The 15,977-nt window shown below is 36.2% G+C and carries 13 protein-coding genes; 4 read left to right on the forward strand and 9 right to left on the reverse strand.

Going from position 1 to position 15,977, the window contains the following annotated elements:
- Positions 1–134: 134 nt before the first annotated feature.
- Together hcp and BLQ56_RS14960 are read right to left on the reverse strand one after the other, a co-directional pair.
- Positions 135–1,787 carry a hydroxylamine reductase gene (gene hcp / locus BLQ56_RS14955; RefSeq protein ID WP_386756505.1) on the reverse strand — a complete coding sequence of 551 codons (1,653 nt, stop codon included), beginning with the start codon at positions 1,785–1,787 and terminating at the stop codon, positions 135–137.
- A gap of 245 nt (positions 1,788–2,032) precedes the next feature.
- Positions 2,033–2,653, reverse strand: coding sequence for a LysE/ArgO family amino acid transporter (locus tag BLQ56_RS14960; protein ID WP_090855977.1), 621 nt, complete (start codon positions 2,651–2,653; stop codon positions 2,033–2,035).
- 178 nt (positions 2,654–2,831) lie between these two features.
- On the opposite strand from BLQ56_RS14960, the gene BLQ56_RS14965 reads away from it, so the two are divergent.
- The 3 genes from BLQ56_RS14965 (at position 2,832) to BLQ56_RS14975 (ending at position 5,323) form a co-directional block, all read left to right on the forward strand.
- Positions 2,832–3,179: a PadR family transcriptional regulator gene (locus BLQ56_RS14965; RefSeq protein ID WP_090855980.1), complete on the forward strand. Its 348-nt coding sequence runs from the start codon at positions 2,832–2,834 to the stop codon at positions 3,177–3,179.
- Positions 3,160–3,798 (forward strand): HAAS signaling domain-containing protein, encoded by a 639-nt coding sequence (locus tag BLQ56_RS14970; RefSeq protein ID WP_090855983.1) that lies wholly within the window; start codon positions 3,160–3,162, stop codon positions 3,796–3,798. Before BLQ56_RS14965 ends, BLQ56_RS14970 begins: the two co-directional genes overlap by 20 nt.
- 67 nt (positions 3,799–3,865) lie before the next feature.
- Positions 3,866–5,323 carry a DUF4153 domain-containing protein gene (locus BLQ56_RS14975; RefSeq protein WP_090855987.1) on the forward strand — a complete coding sequence of 486 codons (1,458 nt, stop codon included), beginning with the start codon at positions 3,866–3,868 and terminating at the stop codon, positions 5,321–5,323.
- Between the two features lie 85 nt (positions 5,324–5,408).
- Here the strand turns inward: BLQ56_RS14975 and BLQ56_RS24100 are convergent, their stop codons facing one another.
- Together BLQ56_RS24100 and BLQ56_RS14980 are read right to left on the reverse strand one after the other, a co-directional pair.
- Positions 5,409–5,531 (reverse strand): hypothetical protein, encoded by a 123-nt coding sequence (locus BLQ56_RS24100; RefSeq protein WP_274380239.1) that lies wholly within the window; start codon positions 5,529–5,531, stop codon positions 5,409–5,411.
- A gap of 108 nt (positions 5,532–5,639) precedes the next feature.
- Positions 5,640–6,500, reverse strand: a complete 861-nt coding sequence (locus BLQ56_RS14980) for an AraC family transcriptional regulator (RefSeq protein ID WP_090855990.1) — start codon at positions 6,498–6,500, stop codon at positions 5,640–5,642.
- Positions 6,501–7,191: 691 nt separating this feature from the next.
- Here BLQ56_RS14980 and BLQ56_RS14985 point away from each other — a divergent pair.
- Complete coding sequence (locus BLQ56_RS14985) at positions 7,192–8,856, forward strand: pectate lyase family protein (RefSeq protein ID WP_090855993.1); 1,665 nt, start codon at positions 7,192–7,194, stop codon at positions 8,854–8,856.
- Between the two features lie 167 nt (positions 8,857–9,023).
- On the opposite strand, the gene BLQ56_RS14990 is transcribed toward BLQ56_RS14985, so the two are convergent.
- From BLQ56_RS14990 to BLQ56_RS15010, 5 genes are all read right to left on the reverse strand, one after another.
- Positions 9,024–10,418 carry an L-cystine transporter gene (locus BLQ56_RS14990; RefSeq protein WP_090855997.1) on the reverse strand — a complete coding sequence of 465 codons (1,395 nt, stop codon included), beginning with the start codon at positions 10,416–10,418 and terminating at the stop codon, positions 9,024–9,026.
- A gap of 383 nt (positions 10,419–10,801) precedes the next feature.
- A complete protein-coding gene (locus tag BLQ56_RS14995; RefSeq protein ID WP_090856000.1) occupies positions 10,802–11,767 on the reverse strand; it encodes an LCP family protein in 966 nt (321 codons plus the stop codon).
- 41 nt (positions 11,768–11,808) lie between these two features.
- The gene (locus BLQ56_RS15000) at positions 11,809–12,438 is read right to left on the reverse strand and encodes a DUF1232 domain-containing protein (protein ID WP_090856003.1); all 630 of its coding nucleotides are present in this window, start codon (positions 12,436–12,438) and stop codon (positions 11,809–11,811) included.
- Between the two features lie 210 nt (positions 12,439–12,648).
- A complete protein-coding gene (locus BLQ56_RS15005; protein ID WP_090856006.1) occupies positions 12,649–15,228 on the reverse strand; it encodes an ABC transporter permease in 2,580 nt (859 codons plus the stop codon).
- On the reverse strand, positions 15,225–15,908 hold the full coding sequence (locus BLQ56_RS15010) for an ABC transporter ATP-binding protein (RefSeq protein ID WP_090856009.1): 684 nt from the start codon (positions 15,906–15,908) through the stop codon (positions 15,225–15,227). Before BLQ56_RS15010 ends, BLQ56_RS15005 begins: the two co-directional genes overlap by 4 nt.
- Positions 15,909–15,977 lie beyond the last annotated feature (69 nt).

Raw genomic sequence — 15,977 nt, forward strand, 5'->3', positions numbered from 1 at the left:
CAGAGACCGGTCACTTATACTGAGTTTCTGAGTTTGGTGACCGTTGTCCTTGCTGATTAATAGAAAAAACACCCCGCTCTTCTTATGTACAAGAAAAACGAAGTGAATCTATCAAGCAAGTCAATAAAAAATCCTTAGCTCACCCCTACATTCATAAACAAATCAAGATCATCTTTTGTATTGGTAATGCTTCCTACACCAAAGTTTTCGACTAAGAAGTTTGTGACATTTGGTGATAGGAATGCTGGTAATGTAGGGCCAACATGAATGTTTTTCACACCTAGATATAGTAATGATAAGAATACGATGACAGCCTTTTGCTCATACCATGCAATATTATAAGACAGTGGAAGATCATTAATACTTTCCAAGCCTAAGGCATCCTTTAGTTTCAATGCTGTCATGACAAGTGAATATGAATCATTACATTGACCTGCATCAAGTACCCTTGGAATACCATTGATATCGCCCAAATCAAGCTTATTATAGCGATATTTAGCACAGCCAGCTGTTAGGATGATGGTATCCTTAGGAAGCTCTTCTGCAAACTCTTTATAATATGTTCTACTTTTATGACGTCCATCACAGCCTGCCATCACAAAGAATCGTTTAATATCCCCATTTTTCACTGCATCAACTACCTGGCCCGCAACCTGCCCTACTTGATTATGTGCAAACCCTCCAACAATCTCACCCTTCTCAATTTCAATAGGTGGTTCACATTGTTTTGCATGCTCTATAATCACTGTGAAATCCTTTGTTCCATCCTCTTGCTCCTCAATATAAGTGACACCTTCTACACCTGTTGCCCCAGTTGTATACATTCGATCCTTGTAAGAAGCCTTCGGTGGTACAATACAGTTTGTTGTCATTAAGATAGGTCCATTAAAGCTTTCAAATTCACGTTTTTGTTCCCACCATGCATTTCCATAGTTTCCTACAAAATGATCATATTTTTTAAATGCCGGATAATAATTGGCTACGAGCATTTCACTATGTGTGTAAACATCAACACCAGTGCCCTCGGTCTGCTCTAATAATTGTTCGATATCTTTAAGATCATGTCCGCTTATTAAAATTCCAGGGTTTTGGCGAACACCGATGTTTACCTTCGTTACCTCAGGATGTCCATATGTGGAAGTATTTGCTGTGTCTAATAATTCCATCCCATGAACTCCATATTTTCCAACTTCCATCGATAAACCAATTAATTCTTCTAGTGTAGCCTTATCATCTGTAATTTGTGCTAATGTATTTTGCATAAATGCATAAATACTGTCATCTTTATAGCCTAAATGTGCTGCATGTTGAAGATATGCAGCCAATCCTTTTAGACCATACATAATTAATTCCCTTAATGAGCGAATATCTTCATCTCTTGTTGCTAGAATGCTAACCTCTTGTGAAGCAGCTTTCGATTCAAACTCAAGATTGGACTCACCATACCAATTTACATAATCACTACTATTAGATAATTTTGCACCAGTCTTTTTAATCATCATCTTTATCTCTTCACGGATTTCCAGACCATTTCTAACTTTATTAAAAAAGTCATTTTTATCCCAGTTGGCATTTGTGATCGTCATAAAAAGACTATTTACAATAAACTCATCAGCGTTGCTATTCTTAATTCCTAATTTTCTAGCTTCTGTATGAACAATTGCGATTCCCTTTACTAGATAAATCAATAAATCTTGCATATTCGCTAAGTCATCTTTTTTTCCACAAATTCCGGCGATCGTGCACCCTGTTCCATTTGCTGTTTCTTGACATTGAAAACAAAACATACTCATTTAACTTCCCCCTACCTACTGATATTTCGTTGAACATACACTCTTCGATTCAATCACTCAATTAATAGTAACAACGATCACTTGATAAAGGTGTGAGCTGATTCACAGAAAAGGGATGTTCATTAGATTGCCATAATTATCTCTAGATCAAAAAAGCGCAACCCTTCCTTGGGTTAACGCTCATTTACACTCTATTGTTATCCTAGTTCAAACTCAGTTTTACATTAACTTGACTTTAATTAATTTAAAATTAAATACAATTGATAACCCATAAAAACCGCCATCAGCCATATAATAATTGCAGAAACTTGATTCAATGTTTTTAGCAGTTTACCAGTTTTATCAATTTGACCCATCTTCCTGCCTGCAATTGCCAAGGAAAAGAACCAGATCCAAGAGACCACTATACAAGCCAAAGTAAACACCCATTTTTCATAGCCTGTATATGCCAAGGAACTAGTTCCGATAACTCCAATCGTATCCATAATAGCATGAGGATTGAGTAATGATACAGAAGCAGCAAACGTAACTTGTCTTCGTGCAGAAAAACGAGGTTGTTCTTGATTAACGCTTATTTCAGGTTTACTTTTCCACATAATCCACCCCATATAGGCTAAGAAGAAGAATCCTACTAAAAATAACGTAAGCTTTAGCCATTCAAAGCTAAACACAATCATAGATACACCTGTCACAGCCAAATAAATCAGTATCGTATCACAAACTCCTGCTGTAATAATTGCAGGAAAAGCATTTGTGAATCTGTTATGGGTCGCTCCTTGATTAAATATAAATACATTTTGAACACCTAAAGGTAATATTAATCCAAACGCCAATAAAATCCCATGAAGTAATGGCTCCACTACGATTCCCCCTATCCTTACCCTAGAATAGCGAAAGATTATTAATTTGTCTCCATCCAATAGAGGAATCCCCAAAATCTAGTGAGTTGAAACTTATATTATAAAAACACCCTCTTTACAAATCGTAAAATACATTATAGAATTTCGATATACATAAAATTTCTAGGTAGGTGAATAGATGTTTAATCGTGAATTGGTTAAAGGAAGTACGTCCCTTTTGTTGCTTCAGTTGTTGGAGGAGCGAGACATGTACGGCTACGAACTCGTAAAAGAACTGGAAAAACGGAGCGAAAATGAGTTTTCGGTTAAAGAAGGCACATTATATCCAGCACTACATAAGCTTGAAAAACAAGAATACATTGAATGCTATTGGCAAGAGCAAGAGAAAGGTCCTGCAAGGAAGTACTACCGAGTAACGGAAGCTGGAAAAGAAATGCTCCTGGAGAAAACAGAAGAGTGGAATAACTTTGTTTCTGTCATGAACAAGTTAATGGGGAGAAATAGTAATGGAACGGTTAAAGAATGAATTCTTAACAGACTTGTCAAATAGTCTCGGAGATCACCCGGATAAGAAATCTATTTTAACAGAATATGAAGTTCATCTTGATGAACTTCTATTTGAATACTATAACATTGAAGATGAATCCGAGATGCGGTCTCAGGTTTATTCTAAGTTCGGAACTCCAAAAGAAATTGCTGACATTTGGAAAGAAGAGCTTTCGGTTACACCTAGCAATATGAAGTGGTTGTTCATCGCTGTAAATGTTCTTTTTTTCGCAGGTGGAGCTATTCTTACTCTCGCGCATCATCTTTTTGATTGGAATTGGCTTACCACATTTTGGATGAAACTGACTTCCTTTCCGATTATCATTGCTTTCGTTTACATGGTTTTTTGGGCCTTACTTGGCTATGAAATTGGAAAAAGCTTTGGACATAAAGGCAAGAGTTTGTTGACTCGAACGTTCCTTCTGGCCTTAATTCCAAATTTAACACTTATGGTTTTAACCGTTTTCCATCTCATACCTCATGAATGGTTCTTTCCATTATTGCAAGAAACCTTTATTGGACTCTGTATCCTGCTCACGATATTATTATATCCAGTTTGTGTGGTTAGCTACAGGTGGGGGAAGAAAGCTTCTTTATAAGCTTTTTTTTGAAATAATACCTAGAATTTCTATATACAAAGAAAAACGATTATTGGAGGTTCGAAACATGGAAATGAAAATAGAAAAAAGAGATATGAAGTTTTTGCTTGTGTGCCTGATTGTTGGTATCGTTGCTGAAGAAGCATTCTACCGGGATCTGATTGGCATTTCTTATTTTGTCTTTATCAGTGCATTTTACGCGGTATTCTACCTACGATTTCGTAGCTTCTCATTTTCACATCAGAGACTGGGCTATCTAGTTCTCATCTCCATTTGGCTTCTAGCATCAAGTTATTATCTCTATGATATAACCGTGTTTTATGCATTAAATATCCTTGTAATTCCTGCCTTAGTTATTTTTCATCTTGTATTAATTACGTCACCGAAAAAAATGGAGTGGAATAAGTTGAATTTCCTCTCTTATGTTTTATTACGTCTTGGAAATGGAATTCTCTATAATTTTCGTTTTATAGCTCATTTAACCGGTAGCCTTAAGCAAAACAGTAATCCAAAGAAATATGATGTTTGGAAAAAAATAATGATTGGAATAGCCATTTCAATTCCCATTTTATTTGTCATCCTAAATCTATTAGCTTCAGCTGATGTCCAATTTGAAAGGCTTTTAAGCAACATTCCTACGTTATTAAGCTTTAATCCAGAAACCTTCTTCCGCATAGTCGTCATCCTAATTTATACCTTTGGTTTCTTTGGATTCTTACAGGTGCTTTCGCAGAAAAAGATTCAAGCTATCCAAAAAGAATCTCACTTTAATCCGATGGTATTGGACGGTATCATTACTCTGACTGTTCTATTGCTCCTTAACTTGGTGTATGTATTGTTTGTTGCCGTCCAATTCAAGTATTTCTTTAGTGGCACACTTGAGGATGGTTATACGTATGCTCAATATGCACGTCGCGGCTTTTTTGAATTGCTGTTTGTAACCTTGATAAACCTGACTGTTATTACTGTGGTGATTCAATTTACGAAAACCTCAATAGAAGGGTTAAGAAAAACCATCCAATTGGCACTAACCGTCCTGGTCTTAACGAGTGGAGTTCTGCTAGTCTCTGCCTTCATGCGAATGGCTTTGTATGAGGATGCATATGGAGCTACTTTTACAAGAATACTGGTGACTTCCTTTATGATATTTCTTATGGTCATCTTTGCTTATACCCTTGTGAAAATCTGGTTAAAGAGGCTTTCTTTGTTTCACTTTTATTTCATCTCTTCAATCGTATTTTATACCGGCATCAATCTTGTAAACTTTGACCAAATCGTTGTTGATCGCAATATTGCCCGGTATGAATCAACTGGCAAAATTGATATCGATTATTTAAATAGATTATCCTCGACAGGGGTCCTTGGTTTAATCGAGCTTTATGAGAAAAATCCTGAAATCCCAGGGTTGGAAGAGTTATTAAAACAACGTAAGGCTGAAAGAGAATACATTAAAAGCGATACATGGCAATCACATAATCTTACAAGAGACAAAGCATACGAAAAGCTTGGGTTATTGGATTTATAAGGTTAATATGTCAAAAAAAGTGGAACCCATAACATGGATTCCACTTTTGATCGTATCTTCAAAAAGGGTATTCAAAACAATTCGCTTAGCTTACCTTTTTCCCTACACTAAAGAATGAAGCAATAATTGATAGTACCCAAGTAATCAAAAAGATCACAATAAGCATAATCGCTTGTTCCCCAGCAACAAAAGCCGCTTCATTACCCATTTCAAGGTTTGAGCCAAAGATATAACCAAAGCAACCACACTTTTCTATAAATTCTGTAAATACAACAATATCGTGTTAATTCTTGTGTTAAAATACACCGAAAAAGAATCATTGATTCTCTTGCTGTTTATGAAGTCTATACTGTTTGGGAGATACACCTGTTATCTTTTTAAAAACACGCCAGAATTGAACATTATTAGCGTATCCTACCTTTACTGCAATTTGGTTCACTTTCATGGTCGTTTCATTTAAATATCTTTTTGCCTCATTTATACGAATTGCATGTAAGTAGTCAATAAAACTACATCCAGTATATTTTTTAAATAATCTACTGATATATTGTTCATTTAAATGAAATCGACGAGATAGTAAACAAAGAGATATATCATTTGAAAATTCATTGTTTATATATGTAATGATTTTTTCAATTTCATTATTACCTATCCTTTGTTGGGTACCGATAACCTTGCTCTTTTTTTGGGGGCTTACGAGCTCTAACAATCTACTAGATTCAATTAATAATTGAGACAATAGAGAACTAAGATACGTGTCCCTCTCCTTTAGATTCATCTGATACTCCTCGTATAGTTTCATAATTATGGTGTTGATTATTAATCTTTTATCATGAGGAATTGGTAAAACATAAGGTCCTTCTTCAAAAAGTTGCTTAATAATGTGACGCTCTCTTGAACTCAAAAAACATTCTCTAAAGTTAATGACTATTCGACCATACACTAGATTACCCTTTACTAATGTTTTATGGATGACATTTTTATCAATAAACACTAGATGCTGATTCTTTAACACGTATTCTTCCCCATTGATTAAATAGATCCGTTCTCCCTCATACAAATAATAAATTTCATAGTCTTGGTGCAGGTGGTGTGTTGCCATAGATGGATGAAGACCAGTAAAACGATCTATGTAAAAACGTTGCTCCCTTAGTGAAACGCTTACCTTTTGTACCAACTATCCCACCTCTTTTCGTAACTGCTAATTATCTAACATGTGAGAATATTTCTTCTTGTACTTAGGTTGTATTTAGTCAAAGTTTGGTTCGTACAATCAACAGCCTACTAGTTTGCTTATTGGTAGAGAGTATATTTATTACTATTTATCAAGATTCCATGTATTACCTTCTTTTTTCAAACAATCACTACTTTAATCCTACTTAACAACTGATAATCACAATCAACGTTTCATTTTTCAGTATAAAAGGAGCACTCCTTTGGTTTACTCATTGGCCCTAATGCATGAGGTTGTTAATCTTGAATAAATCGAAAAGCGGTGATTTTTCGAAAACCCATTCACTAACTCATTGTGTTTTACATTACATAGACATACAAAATTGTAAACAGTAATGGAATATATCTACAAAATATGTAATCGAGAGGTTGATATACTTATATTGATAATATGATGTTTTTTATCAAACTTAGAAGAAAAATTCAAAAGAAACATACTGCTATTTTGTTTCAGATTAAAATGAAAGGGTTTACACAAAGAAGTGTAGCACTTACAACTATTTGCTACACGAAAGTATAGCGTTATTTTAGGAGGTGATTAAAGGTAAAAAATGTGATTGGCTTTATTTTATAAGCCGTTTGTTTGCATCCAGACTCACATATATCTTTAAAAAATTTGCAAAGGTGGTAATACAATGAAATTTCGCAAGGCAATGATATGGGTAGTAATTCTCTCATTCTTTACCTCATCGTTAGTATTGGGTAGAAATGGTGTAGTAAATGCATCAGAAATCGATTCAATTCCAAACACAACAAGATCTATTAAGAACTATGACAATATTTTTCTATCTGTAACGGGTTATGCATCATTAGGGGTTAATGACCGAAGCCATTACATTGAGACCTCTTTTTATCGTAAGGTTAAAACGGAAAGAGAGTTTTTGCAGGCAATTTTGGATGCGGGAACTGGAAGTGTCAAAGTAATTGAAGTGGCGAAAGATCTAAACCTAGGTTGGAAAGCACTAAATTTAAGTTCAGATGAAGCAAAAAAGTATCGTTTTGTATCGAAATACCGAGATCCTATGAACGGATATACAAATCCAAAGATAGAAGCCTCCGGTGTTTCACAAATAAATATTAATAATATCGATGGCTTAACTATTTATTCTAAAAAAGGGAAAACGATTAGAAGTGCAGAATTTAAATTACAAAGATCTGTAAATGATATTGTCATCAGAAATTTGAAATTTGATGGAATGTGGCAATGGGATGATACAGGAAAACATAAGGAAGTAGGCTGGTCCTTTCTGAAAGTAAACGGGGCAAATAATGTATGGATCGACCATAGTAGCTTTCCAATTGCATCAGATGGATTAATTGATACAGAGAATGGTGGTTCCAATATTACGATTTCCTGGTCTGATTTCGGATTACCTGCAAATGAAAATCCGTCAGAAGATAGTGATATTTATCAATCCATTCAATATATGGAAGAAAGATATGCTTCTGGTGAACTAAATTCTGAGAGTGTGTATTATAACATGCGTAATGCCGGTGCAACTAAAGAACAAATTATGGCATATGCAGCTTACCATAGCAAGGTACATTTAACCGGCTCAGGTGATAAAGACTATGTGAATTATGTGTCTAGTAGTGGAAATGAGATAAAAGATGGTAATCAACGAATCAGATTAACACTTGCCTATAACAGTTATACGAATATTGGACAGAGAGTTCCTATGATACGTCAAGGTACGGGTCATACATACAACTTGTATTTGGATAACTCCACGCATCAGGATGTTTTGGATAATGTAAGCGCAATTGCTGAATATGGAACAGATACACTGTCACGAGCACTTAATGCGCGAAATGGGGCTTCTATCGCTACAGATACCTCTGTATTTAAAGACATTAACGAACCAATTATTGGTGCTGAGATTCAAGGGCTAGATACAAAAAACATGGATGCGCAATGGGCTGAATTATTCCATAGTGCGTATAATAGAAATTTAATCGTAAATTCCAAGGTTACTAATAAGTATGGAACGTACACGGGAAGTAGCTGGGACAACAATGGTGATAATCTATTCACAACAGGCTTTACGTGGTATGACAAATCAACCATCGGTAATTGGGCATGGTCTTCTCATATCGTGGGAAGTGAATTTATGAGTAAAATGAATCCACCGACTGATCCATTTGAGTTCGAGTATAAGTATGATGAAACGTTACCTTATACGTATAATGTCCTTCCCTTAGATAGTGTTGTAGAAACACTTTCAAAAAATGCAGGTGCAAACAAAGTTAATTTAAGTCCAAATAACTGGTTAAAAACCGATTACAGTTCTAAGAGATAACCGATATAAATGGGTTAAGCCCCAAATATATAAATTATTATGCAAATTCATTTAGCCCCTTTATAGTTTTTACCATTTTTCCGCTATGATAAAATAGGACCTTCCATCATTTGATAGAGGTCCTATACTTTACTTATTTACAATATACAGGGCGAGAATTGTGCTTTTTATAAACTTGTTTCTCTTTCAATCGCTTCAGGATTGTTGAATGTTTTTATATTGAGCTTATTCATAATCTTAGATGTTAATGTACCTGATAGCATTGCTCCATTTACATTTAATGCTGTACGTCCCATGTCAATTAGTGGCTCAACAGAGATAAGTAGTCCTGCTAAAGCTACTGGTAGATTCATAGATGAAAGTACGATTAATGCTGCAAATGTTGCACCACCACCGACACCAGCAATACCAAATGATGCGATACCAATGATCAGAATCAATTGAATGATAAATCCAGGTGAAAGTGGGTCGATTCCCTGTGATGGAGCGATCATCACTGCTAACATCGCTGGATAAATTCCCGCACACCCATTCTGTCCAATGGTTGCACCAAACGATGCAGACATATTAGCAATACCTTGATCGACTCCTAAGCTATTTTTTTGTGCTTGAATATTTAACGGAATCGTACCTGCGCTAGAACGAGATGTAAAAGCAAAGCCTAATACCGGTAATACCTTACGTAGGAATGTTAATGGGTTAAGCCCAAACAAACCAACGACAATTAAGTGAATGATAAACATTGCTAGTAACGCAACATAGGAAGCTCCAACAAATTTACCTAACTCTAGAATTCCGGCAACATTCGTATTTGCTACTGTATTTGCCATTAATCCCAAGATACCAAATGGTGTTAAACGAAGAATCAGTGTTACGATTCGCATGACAATCGCATAAATAGCATTCATCCAGTTAACAAAAACCTCTGCCTGCTCTGGTTGCTTTCTTCGTACTCCTAGAACGGCAATACCAACAATGATTGAAAAAATAACGACTGCAATTGTGGATGTCGCACGAGCACCTGTCATGTCTAAAAATGGATTAGACGGGATAAAGCTTAGTATTTGTTGTGGAATAGTCAAATCTGAAACAGTACCTAATCTTTCTTCTAAGGCCATACCTCGTTCATTTTCCGCTTGACCAGCTTCAATTTGACTAGCATCTAAATTAAAGATCGAAGCAGCACCAATACCAACGACAGCTGCTACCATTGCGGTTGCTACCAAAATACCGATGATCCAAGCGGACATTTTACCTAAATCAGAAGACTTCTCCAAATTAATAATGGACTGAATGATCGACACCATAATAAGTGGGATTACAATCATCATTAGTAAGCTTACATAGCCTCTACCGACAATATTAAACCAATCGGTCGTTGTGCTAACAATCTCTGAACCTGGTTGATAAGCAATCTGCAAGAAAGCTCCTAGTAATATACCAAGACCTAATCCAGTAAATACGCGCTTACTAAAAGAAACGTGCTTCTTTTGCATATAAAATAAAATACCGATAAGTGCAAGCATGATAACAATATTTAATAAAATAAAAACAGTATTCATCTTCTGTACTCCCCCTTTTAATATAATACTACGTCACTAATCGAAAATCGTTGTATTCTCTTCACCATAATAATCCGATTAATCCGCTTGGAATAGATTACAACGTTTATCGGCTTCTGTCAAACATCTTACACTTTTCTTCATCTCTATCACTTCAGATAAAGTTGCTTATGACTATTTATATAAATTTGGCCATGAATTATTCGTCTCTTGTGACGTTGTAGAGGATAGTCGGATGAGGAAGTGTACCTTATTTGAGAAAGTAATTCGAATTTTACAATAACAAGCCGACCCAAAAAAAATAGCATGCATGATTCCGGTTTAATACCGTAGTCATACTTGCCAATTTCGATTTGAGAATAGTTGTACTCCTTACTTCTTTTTTACTCACTGACAACATCTTCACCGGATAGTAGGATTGTAGAATCACCCGCTAAAAAGGATTGAATCGCCTCTTTATTTTGCTCAAAATCAATATCCAAAGCCAGCCCAACTCCTTCATATCTTACATCCGTATAAGAGTTTTGCACGGGGATGGTTAGTGTTTCTACTGTCTCAGGACGTTGTAGGGCAATGTCCTTTATAAGATTAAGTAAATCTTGTCCATGGAGATTTGTTTGGACATATGGTTGAACAGTACCAAGCATCTTTGGAAGCTTTAATGCACCATTGGCACTTAAAAGTTCGTCCTTCATTGCATTGATAATCTGCTGCTGACGCCTAACACGACCGAAATCGCCTTCTGCATCCATGCGGAAACGGGCATATTCCAATAGCTCCTTACCGCTCAATAACTGAAGGCCAGGCTCTAGGGAGACGTCTAGATAGGCAGACATCTTTTTCTCTACATCAATCTCAATACCGTTTGGGGCAAGAACATCGACCATTTTTTCAAATCCTTTAAAATCGATTAGGGCGTAATATTCAATATCTAGGTCAAAGTTGTTTTCTAATGTTTCCCGCAGCAACTCCGGTCCACCCAAATAGAACGCAGTATTAATTTTGTAATTTTTATATCCAGGAATTTCTGTGTAAATATCCCGCATAATTGAGATGAGCTTTGCCGTTCCTTCCTTTGGATCATACTGTGCAACCATAATGGAGTCGGTTCGGGACTTGTTCTCCTCCGGGCGGGCATCGACTCCAAGCAATAGGACATTAATCTTATCGAGATTTCTCTCTCCATGAAATTCATATTCCTGATGCTGTGTTTCCACTGTTTTTGCCATGTTCATACCATCTCGATACTGATAGACAATATATCCGATGGCTAACATACTTATTATAAGCAGTGCAACAGCAATCCTAACAATCCTGTTTTTCAATTTACTACGTCTTATTCTGCTCATATTCTCGATCCTTTTTATTAATTTTTTTTATCCCATATTGATCATTTTTTCATAGCCATTCCATTTATAACCCAATTAATGACAACCGCATCGTCTATAAAACCGACTGGAAAAAGATAATCCGGAATACAATCTACGGCTACTATAAAATATAGGAGGGCTCCCCCCATCAGAGCAAGCTCCGTCTTTGTCCCCTTTTTCCGGGAAAATTGCTCGTACATATCCTTTAAGTGATGAATAAAGTGGCCCATACCTCCAACCTTATCCACCTTCTCATCAAACTGTCCAAGGACTGTTTCAGTCCCTTCTTCCTCTAACGAGAGTTGTTGATACTTTTCGAATTCTTGTTTGACGTCGTTTAGGCGAAACTCTTTATCTATTAAGTTAGTTGTTTCCATAATTGATTGTATGTCGCCAATCGAATCATAAAAATCTGACTTCTTTCGGTCAACTGGATAACCTGCAGCTTCATATAATTTGGAGATTGATATATCAAGCTGTTCCGAAAAACGCTGTAGATGATCAGGAGTAGCTTTTCGTTTACCATTGATAACTTTCGAGATAATCGCAGTATCAACCCCTGTCATCTCGCTTAATTTTCTCATGGATAAATTCCGTTCCTTCAGCAAGCCCTTCAGTAGCAGACCTAATTCATTATTTTTCTCATCCATCTTTGCTTTCCTTTCTAACTAGCTTTTCTACTATAAAAATACATTAATGTTGACTTTTTGTCAACGAACGACTCATTCTAACTCTTACTATCTACATTTTTGATTCCATCTAATTTTCCTATGAATAAATTGATTTGTTTCATGATCCTTTTTTTTATTAAAGAATACAAAAGAGACCACACTAATAAAATGTGATCTCCCATCCTAGACTTATATATTTTCCTGCTTTAGCGCATCAATGATATTTTCTTTTTTAACTTTGCTAATGGAATAGATCATGGCAGAACCAACGATGATAAATAATGAAATCACCACATATACAAAATCTATATACGGTAATTCGAACCCAAATTCAAACGTTTGACGCATGGACCAATAGATTAAATACATGATCCCTAAACTGATTGGTACTCCATAGAGCAAAGCTTTTAATCCATAAAAAATACTTTCATAATTTATCATTTTATTGAAACCTGAAGGTGTCATCCCGACAGAACGTAGCATCGCAAATTCACGTTTTCGCAACGTGATGCTTGTTGAAATGGTGTTAAATATATTGGCAACTGAAATTAATGAGATTAGCACAATAAACCCGTAGGTAAAAACAGACATGAGCATAATTAGCTGTTCATCTTCTTGTCTATTTTGTTGGACATTGTAAACATACACATTACCAGACTTTATTTCTTCGATGGCCTCTTGAGTCGCCATTGGATCTGAGCTATTTAAGAATAACTGGGTTTGTACTTCATTATCTACATCTTGGCCATTTATGAGGTGCTTGAGTGTTTCCATAGAAACTATCATATCCAAACCACCTATTGCTGCAGTATTAATGCCCATAGGAACCTTATCTGTTAAGGCGTCAATTTCAACAGTAGCAAAATTGGATTCTTTTTCTGTTTCGTAATCCATCGACGTTAACTCAATTTGCTGCCCTGGTTCTGCCAGAATAGATTTAGTTTCGATGATCTTACCTGTCTGACCATCTTGATAGGAGATATCCTCAATGATAATGCCTGCTTTATTGGTAGGATCCAGTAGCTTTTCCACATTAGCACCTACTTCCAAAGCATAAGCCTTGAAGCTCTCTTCATCTAAAGCATGTAATGTTACATAGTAAGAATACTTTCCCTCTTTCAGCATACTAGGATCCTGTTTCACTTGTTTCTGTAACCTTTGAGGAATCATGGTCTCATCAATCCAGCTGTTTGTGTATACCTCTTGAACAAGGCTACTTTTTGTAACGTAGTTAACATTCTTGAACTCTCTTAACTCTTCTGCATTTCCACCGGTAATTAGAATATCATACTTAATATTGTCTTGTGATAAGATGAGCGATTTTTCTAGATTGGAAGTAAAATAGGAAACTGAAAGAAACAAAATAATACTAATAACTAGTGAGAATACAGTGGCTTGATACCTACGTTTATTTCTTTTCAAGTTTTTCAAGCCAATTTCTGCTTCCATTCCAAAAATTTTGCGAACCAGTTTTGATGTCTTTACGGTTTTACCTGAAAGCTTAACATCATGTGTTTGCCGAATCGCATCAATAGCCGACACCTTTGAAGCCCTTCTTGCCGGTAAATAAGTAGAGATGAAGATTGTCAAAATGGAAATCAGACAGGCAACCAATATCGAACCTGGGGTAACCACAACCTCCAGTTTTTCCGATACACCTAGAGCACCATGAATATAGGAATTAATAAACCAAAAAGTAACCCCAATCCCTACTAAGCCAGAAGCAATACCAATTGGAATGCTGATTCCACCGATAACTGCTCCTTCAAAAAAGACAGAGTTTCGTTTTTGTCTTTTCGTAGCCCCGACACTTGCTAGCATTCCTAAATGTCTAGATCGCTCTGAAACACTGATAGAAAATGCATTATATATTAGTGAAACTGAACCGACAATGATTACAGTCATAATAATACCTGCTAACGAATAAAGGGTTTTACTAAGTCCAGAATTATCCGTTACCCCATATAAACGAAGCAGTTCTTCATTAAAGTTCACCTTATTAATATTTAATTCTGTCACTAACTCCTCAGCATGCTTATAAAGAGACATATTGACTTTGTCTAAAATTACGACAGCATCCACTATGTCTTCTTTAGTTAGCAGTTGTTTATTAACATAACTGATGACCGTGTAACCAGGAGACCAGCTTGGTTCCCAGTTAGGACGTTTCATAAACCCGACAATGGTATAAGTTTTCGTCTGGTTTATTTGAAGGGTTTCATTGACTTGATCCTCCATTGTCTGAAGAGGATCAACCTGTGTTAAGGGTTTACTCTCTGTTTTTAGAAAGCGGTCGCCAATTTCTACTGTAAGTTGGTCACCAATCTCGAAATCTACCTTTGCATTCTTTACGATTTCTTCCGAAAGAACTAGTTCATCACGAGACTTTGGAAAACGTCCTTCACTTATTTCTATTGGAAAGTTCTCTAAACCTTGTTCGTTATATTCTTTAATAAACAAATAGGGCTTACTTTCATTTTTAGAGCCTTCTAGAGCTGCGTACCCGACACTATTTGATAGAAGTAATTGCTTAGTCGATTCATCCTCTTCAATGATTTCTAACTGATTATGATTCACATCCTCATACTCGACATGCCACTCACCATTCATTGCAATATGCTGTCTCTTCATTAAGTCGAGGAAGGAGACTCCTAGTGTAGCAACAGCTGTAATCATGGCAACTGAGATAATGACACCAATAATCGTGACTAACGTTCTTCGCTTATTCTCCTTTAGATGCCTAATCGTGATTTTATTTACTATGTTCATGGACGTAGCACCTCGTCCTTGGCAACCCTACCGTCTTCAATGGCAATAATTCGATCAGCCTGCAACGCTATTCGTTCATCATGAGTGATGACAATTAAGGTTTGATTAAACGTTTTATTAAATAGCTTTAGTAGCTCCATAATTTCACCACTATTCTTGCTATCTAGGTTACCAGTTGGTTCATCTGCCAGCATTAGTGCTGGATGACTGATCAGAGCACGCCCTATTGACACACGCTGCTGTTGACCACCGGAGAGCTGATTTGGTAAATGCTGCAATCGATTCTCTAGTCCTAGGATTTCCACGACTTCTTTGAATTTTTTTTGATCCACCTTATGTTCATCCAAAAGCACCGGTAATGTGATATTCTCTTCAACTGTTAGGATAGGAATCAAATTATAAAACTGATAGATTAATCCTATTTGTCTTCTTCTAAAAATGGCTAACTGTGTCTCATTTAACTCATAGATATCTGTGTCATCGACAAACACCTTTCCACTCGTGGGGCGATCAACCCCACCCAATAAATGGAGCAAGGTTGATTTTCCAGAACCAGATGGCCCGATAATTGCGACAAACTCTCCTTTTTTTACAGAGAAGGAAACATTATCTAATGCCTTCACTGCTGTCTCACCTTTTCCATAGATTTTAGACAGATTTTCAATTTGTAAGATATTCATTGAATGACCTCCGATATTTGTGATTAAGTTCAGTATATCTGCCTAAAATGACTATAAGGTGACTCCTAA

Origin of the sequence: Litchfieldia salsa (assembly GCF_900104555.1) — a bacterium.
Lineage (GTDB): Bacteria > Bacillota > Bacilli > Bacillales > Bacillaceae_L > Litchfieldia > Litchfieldia salsa.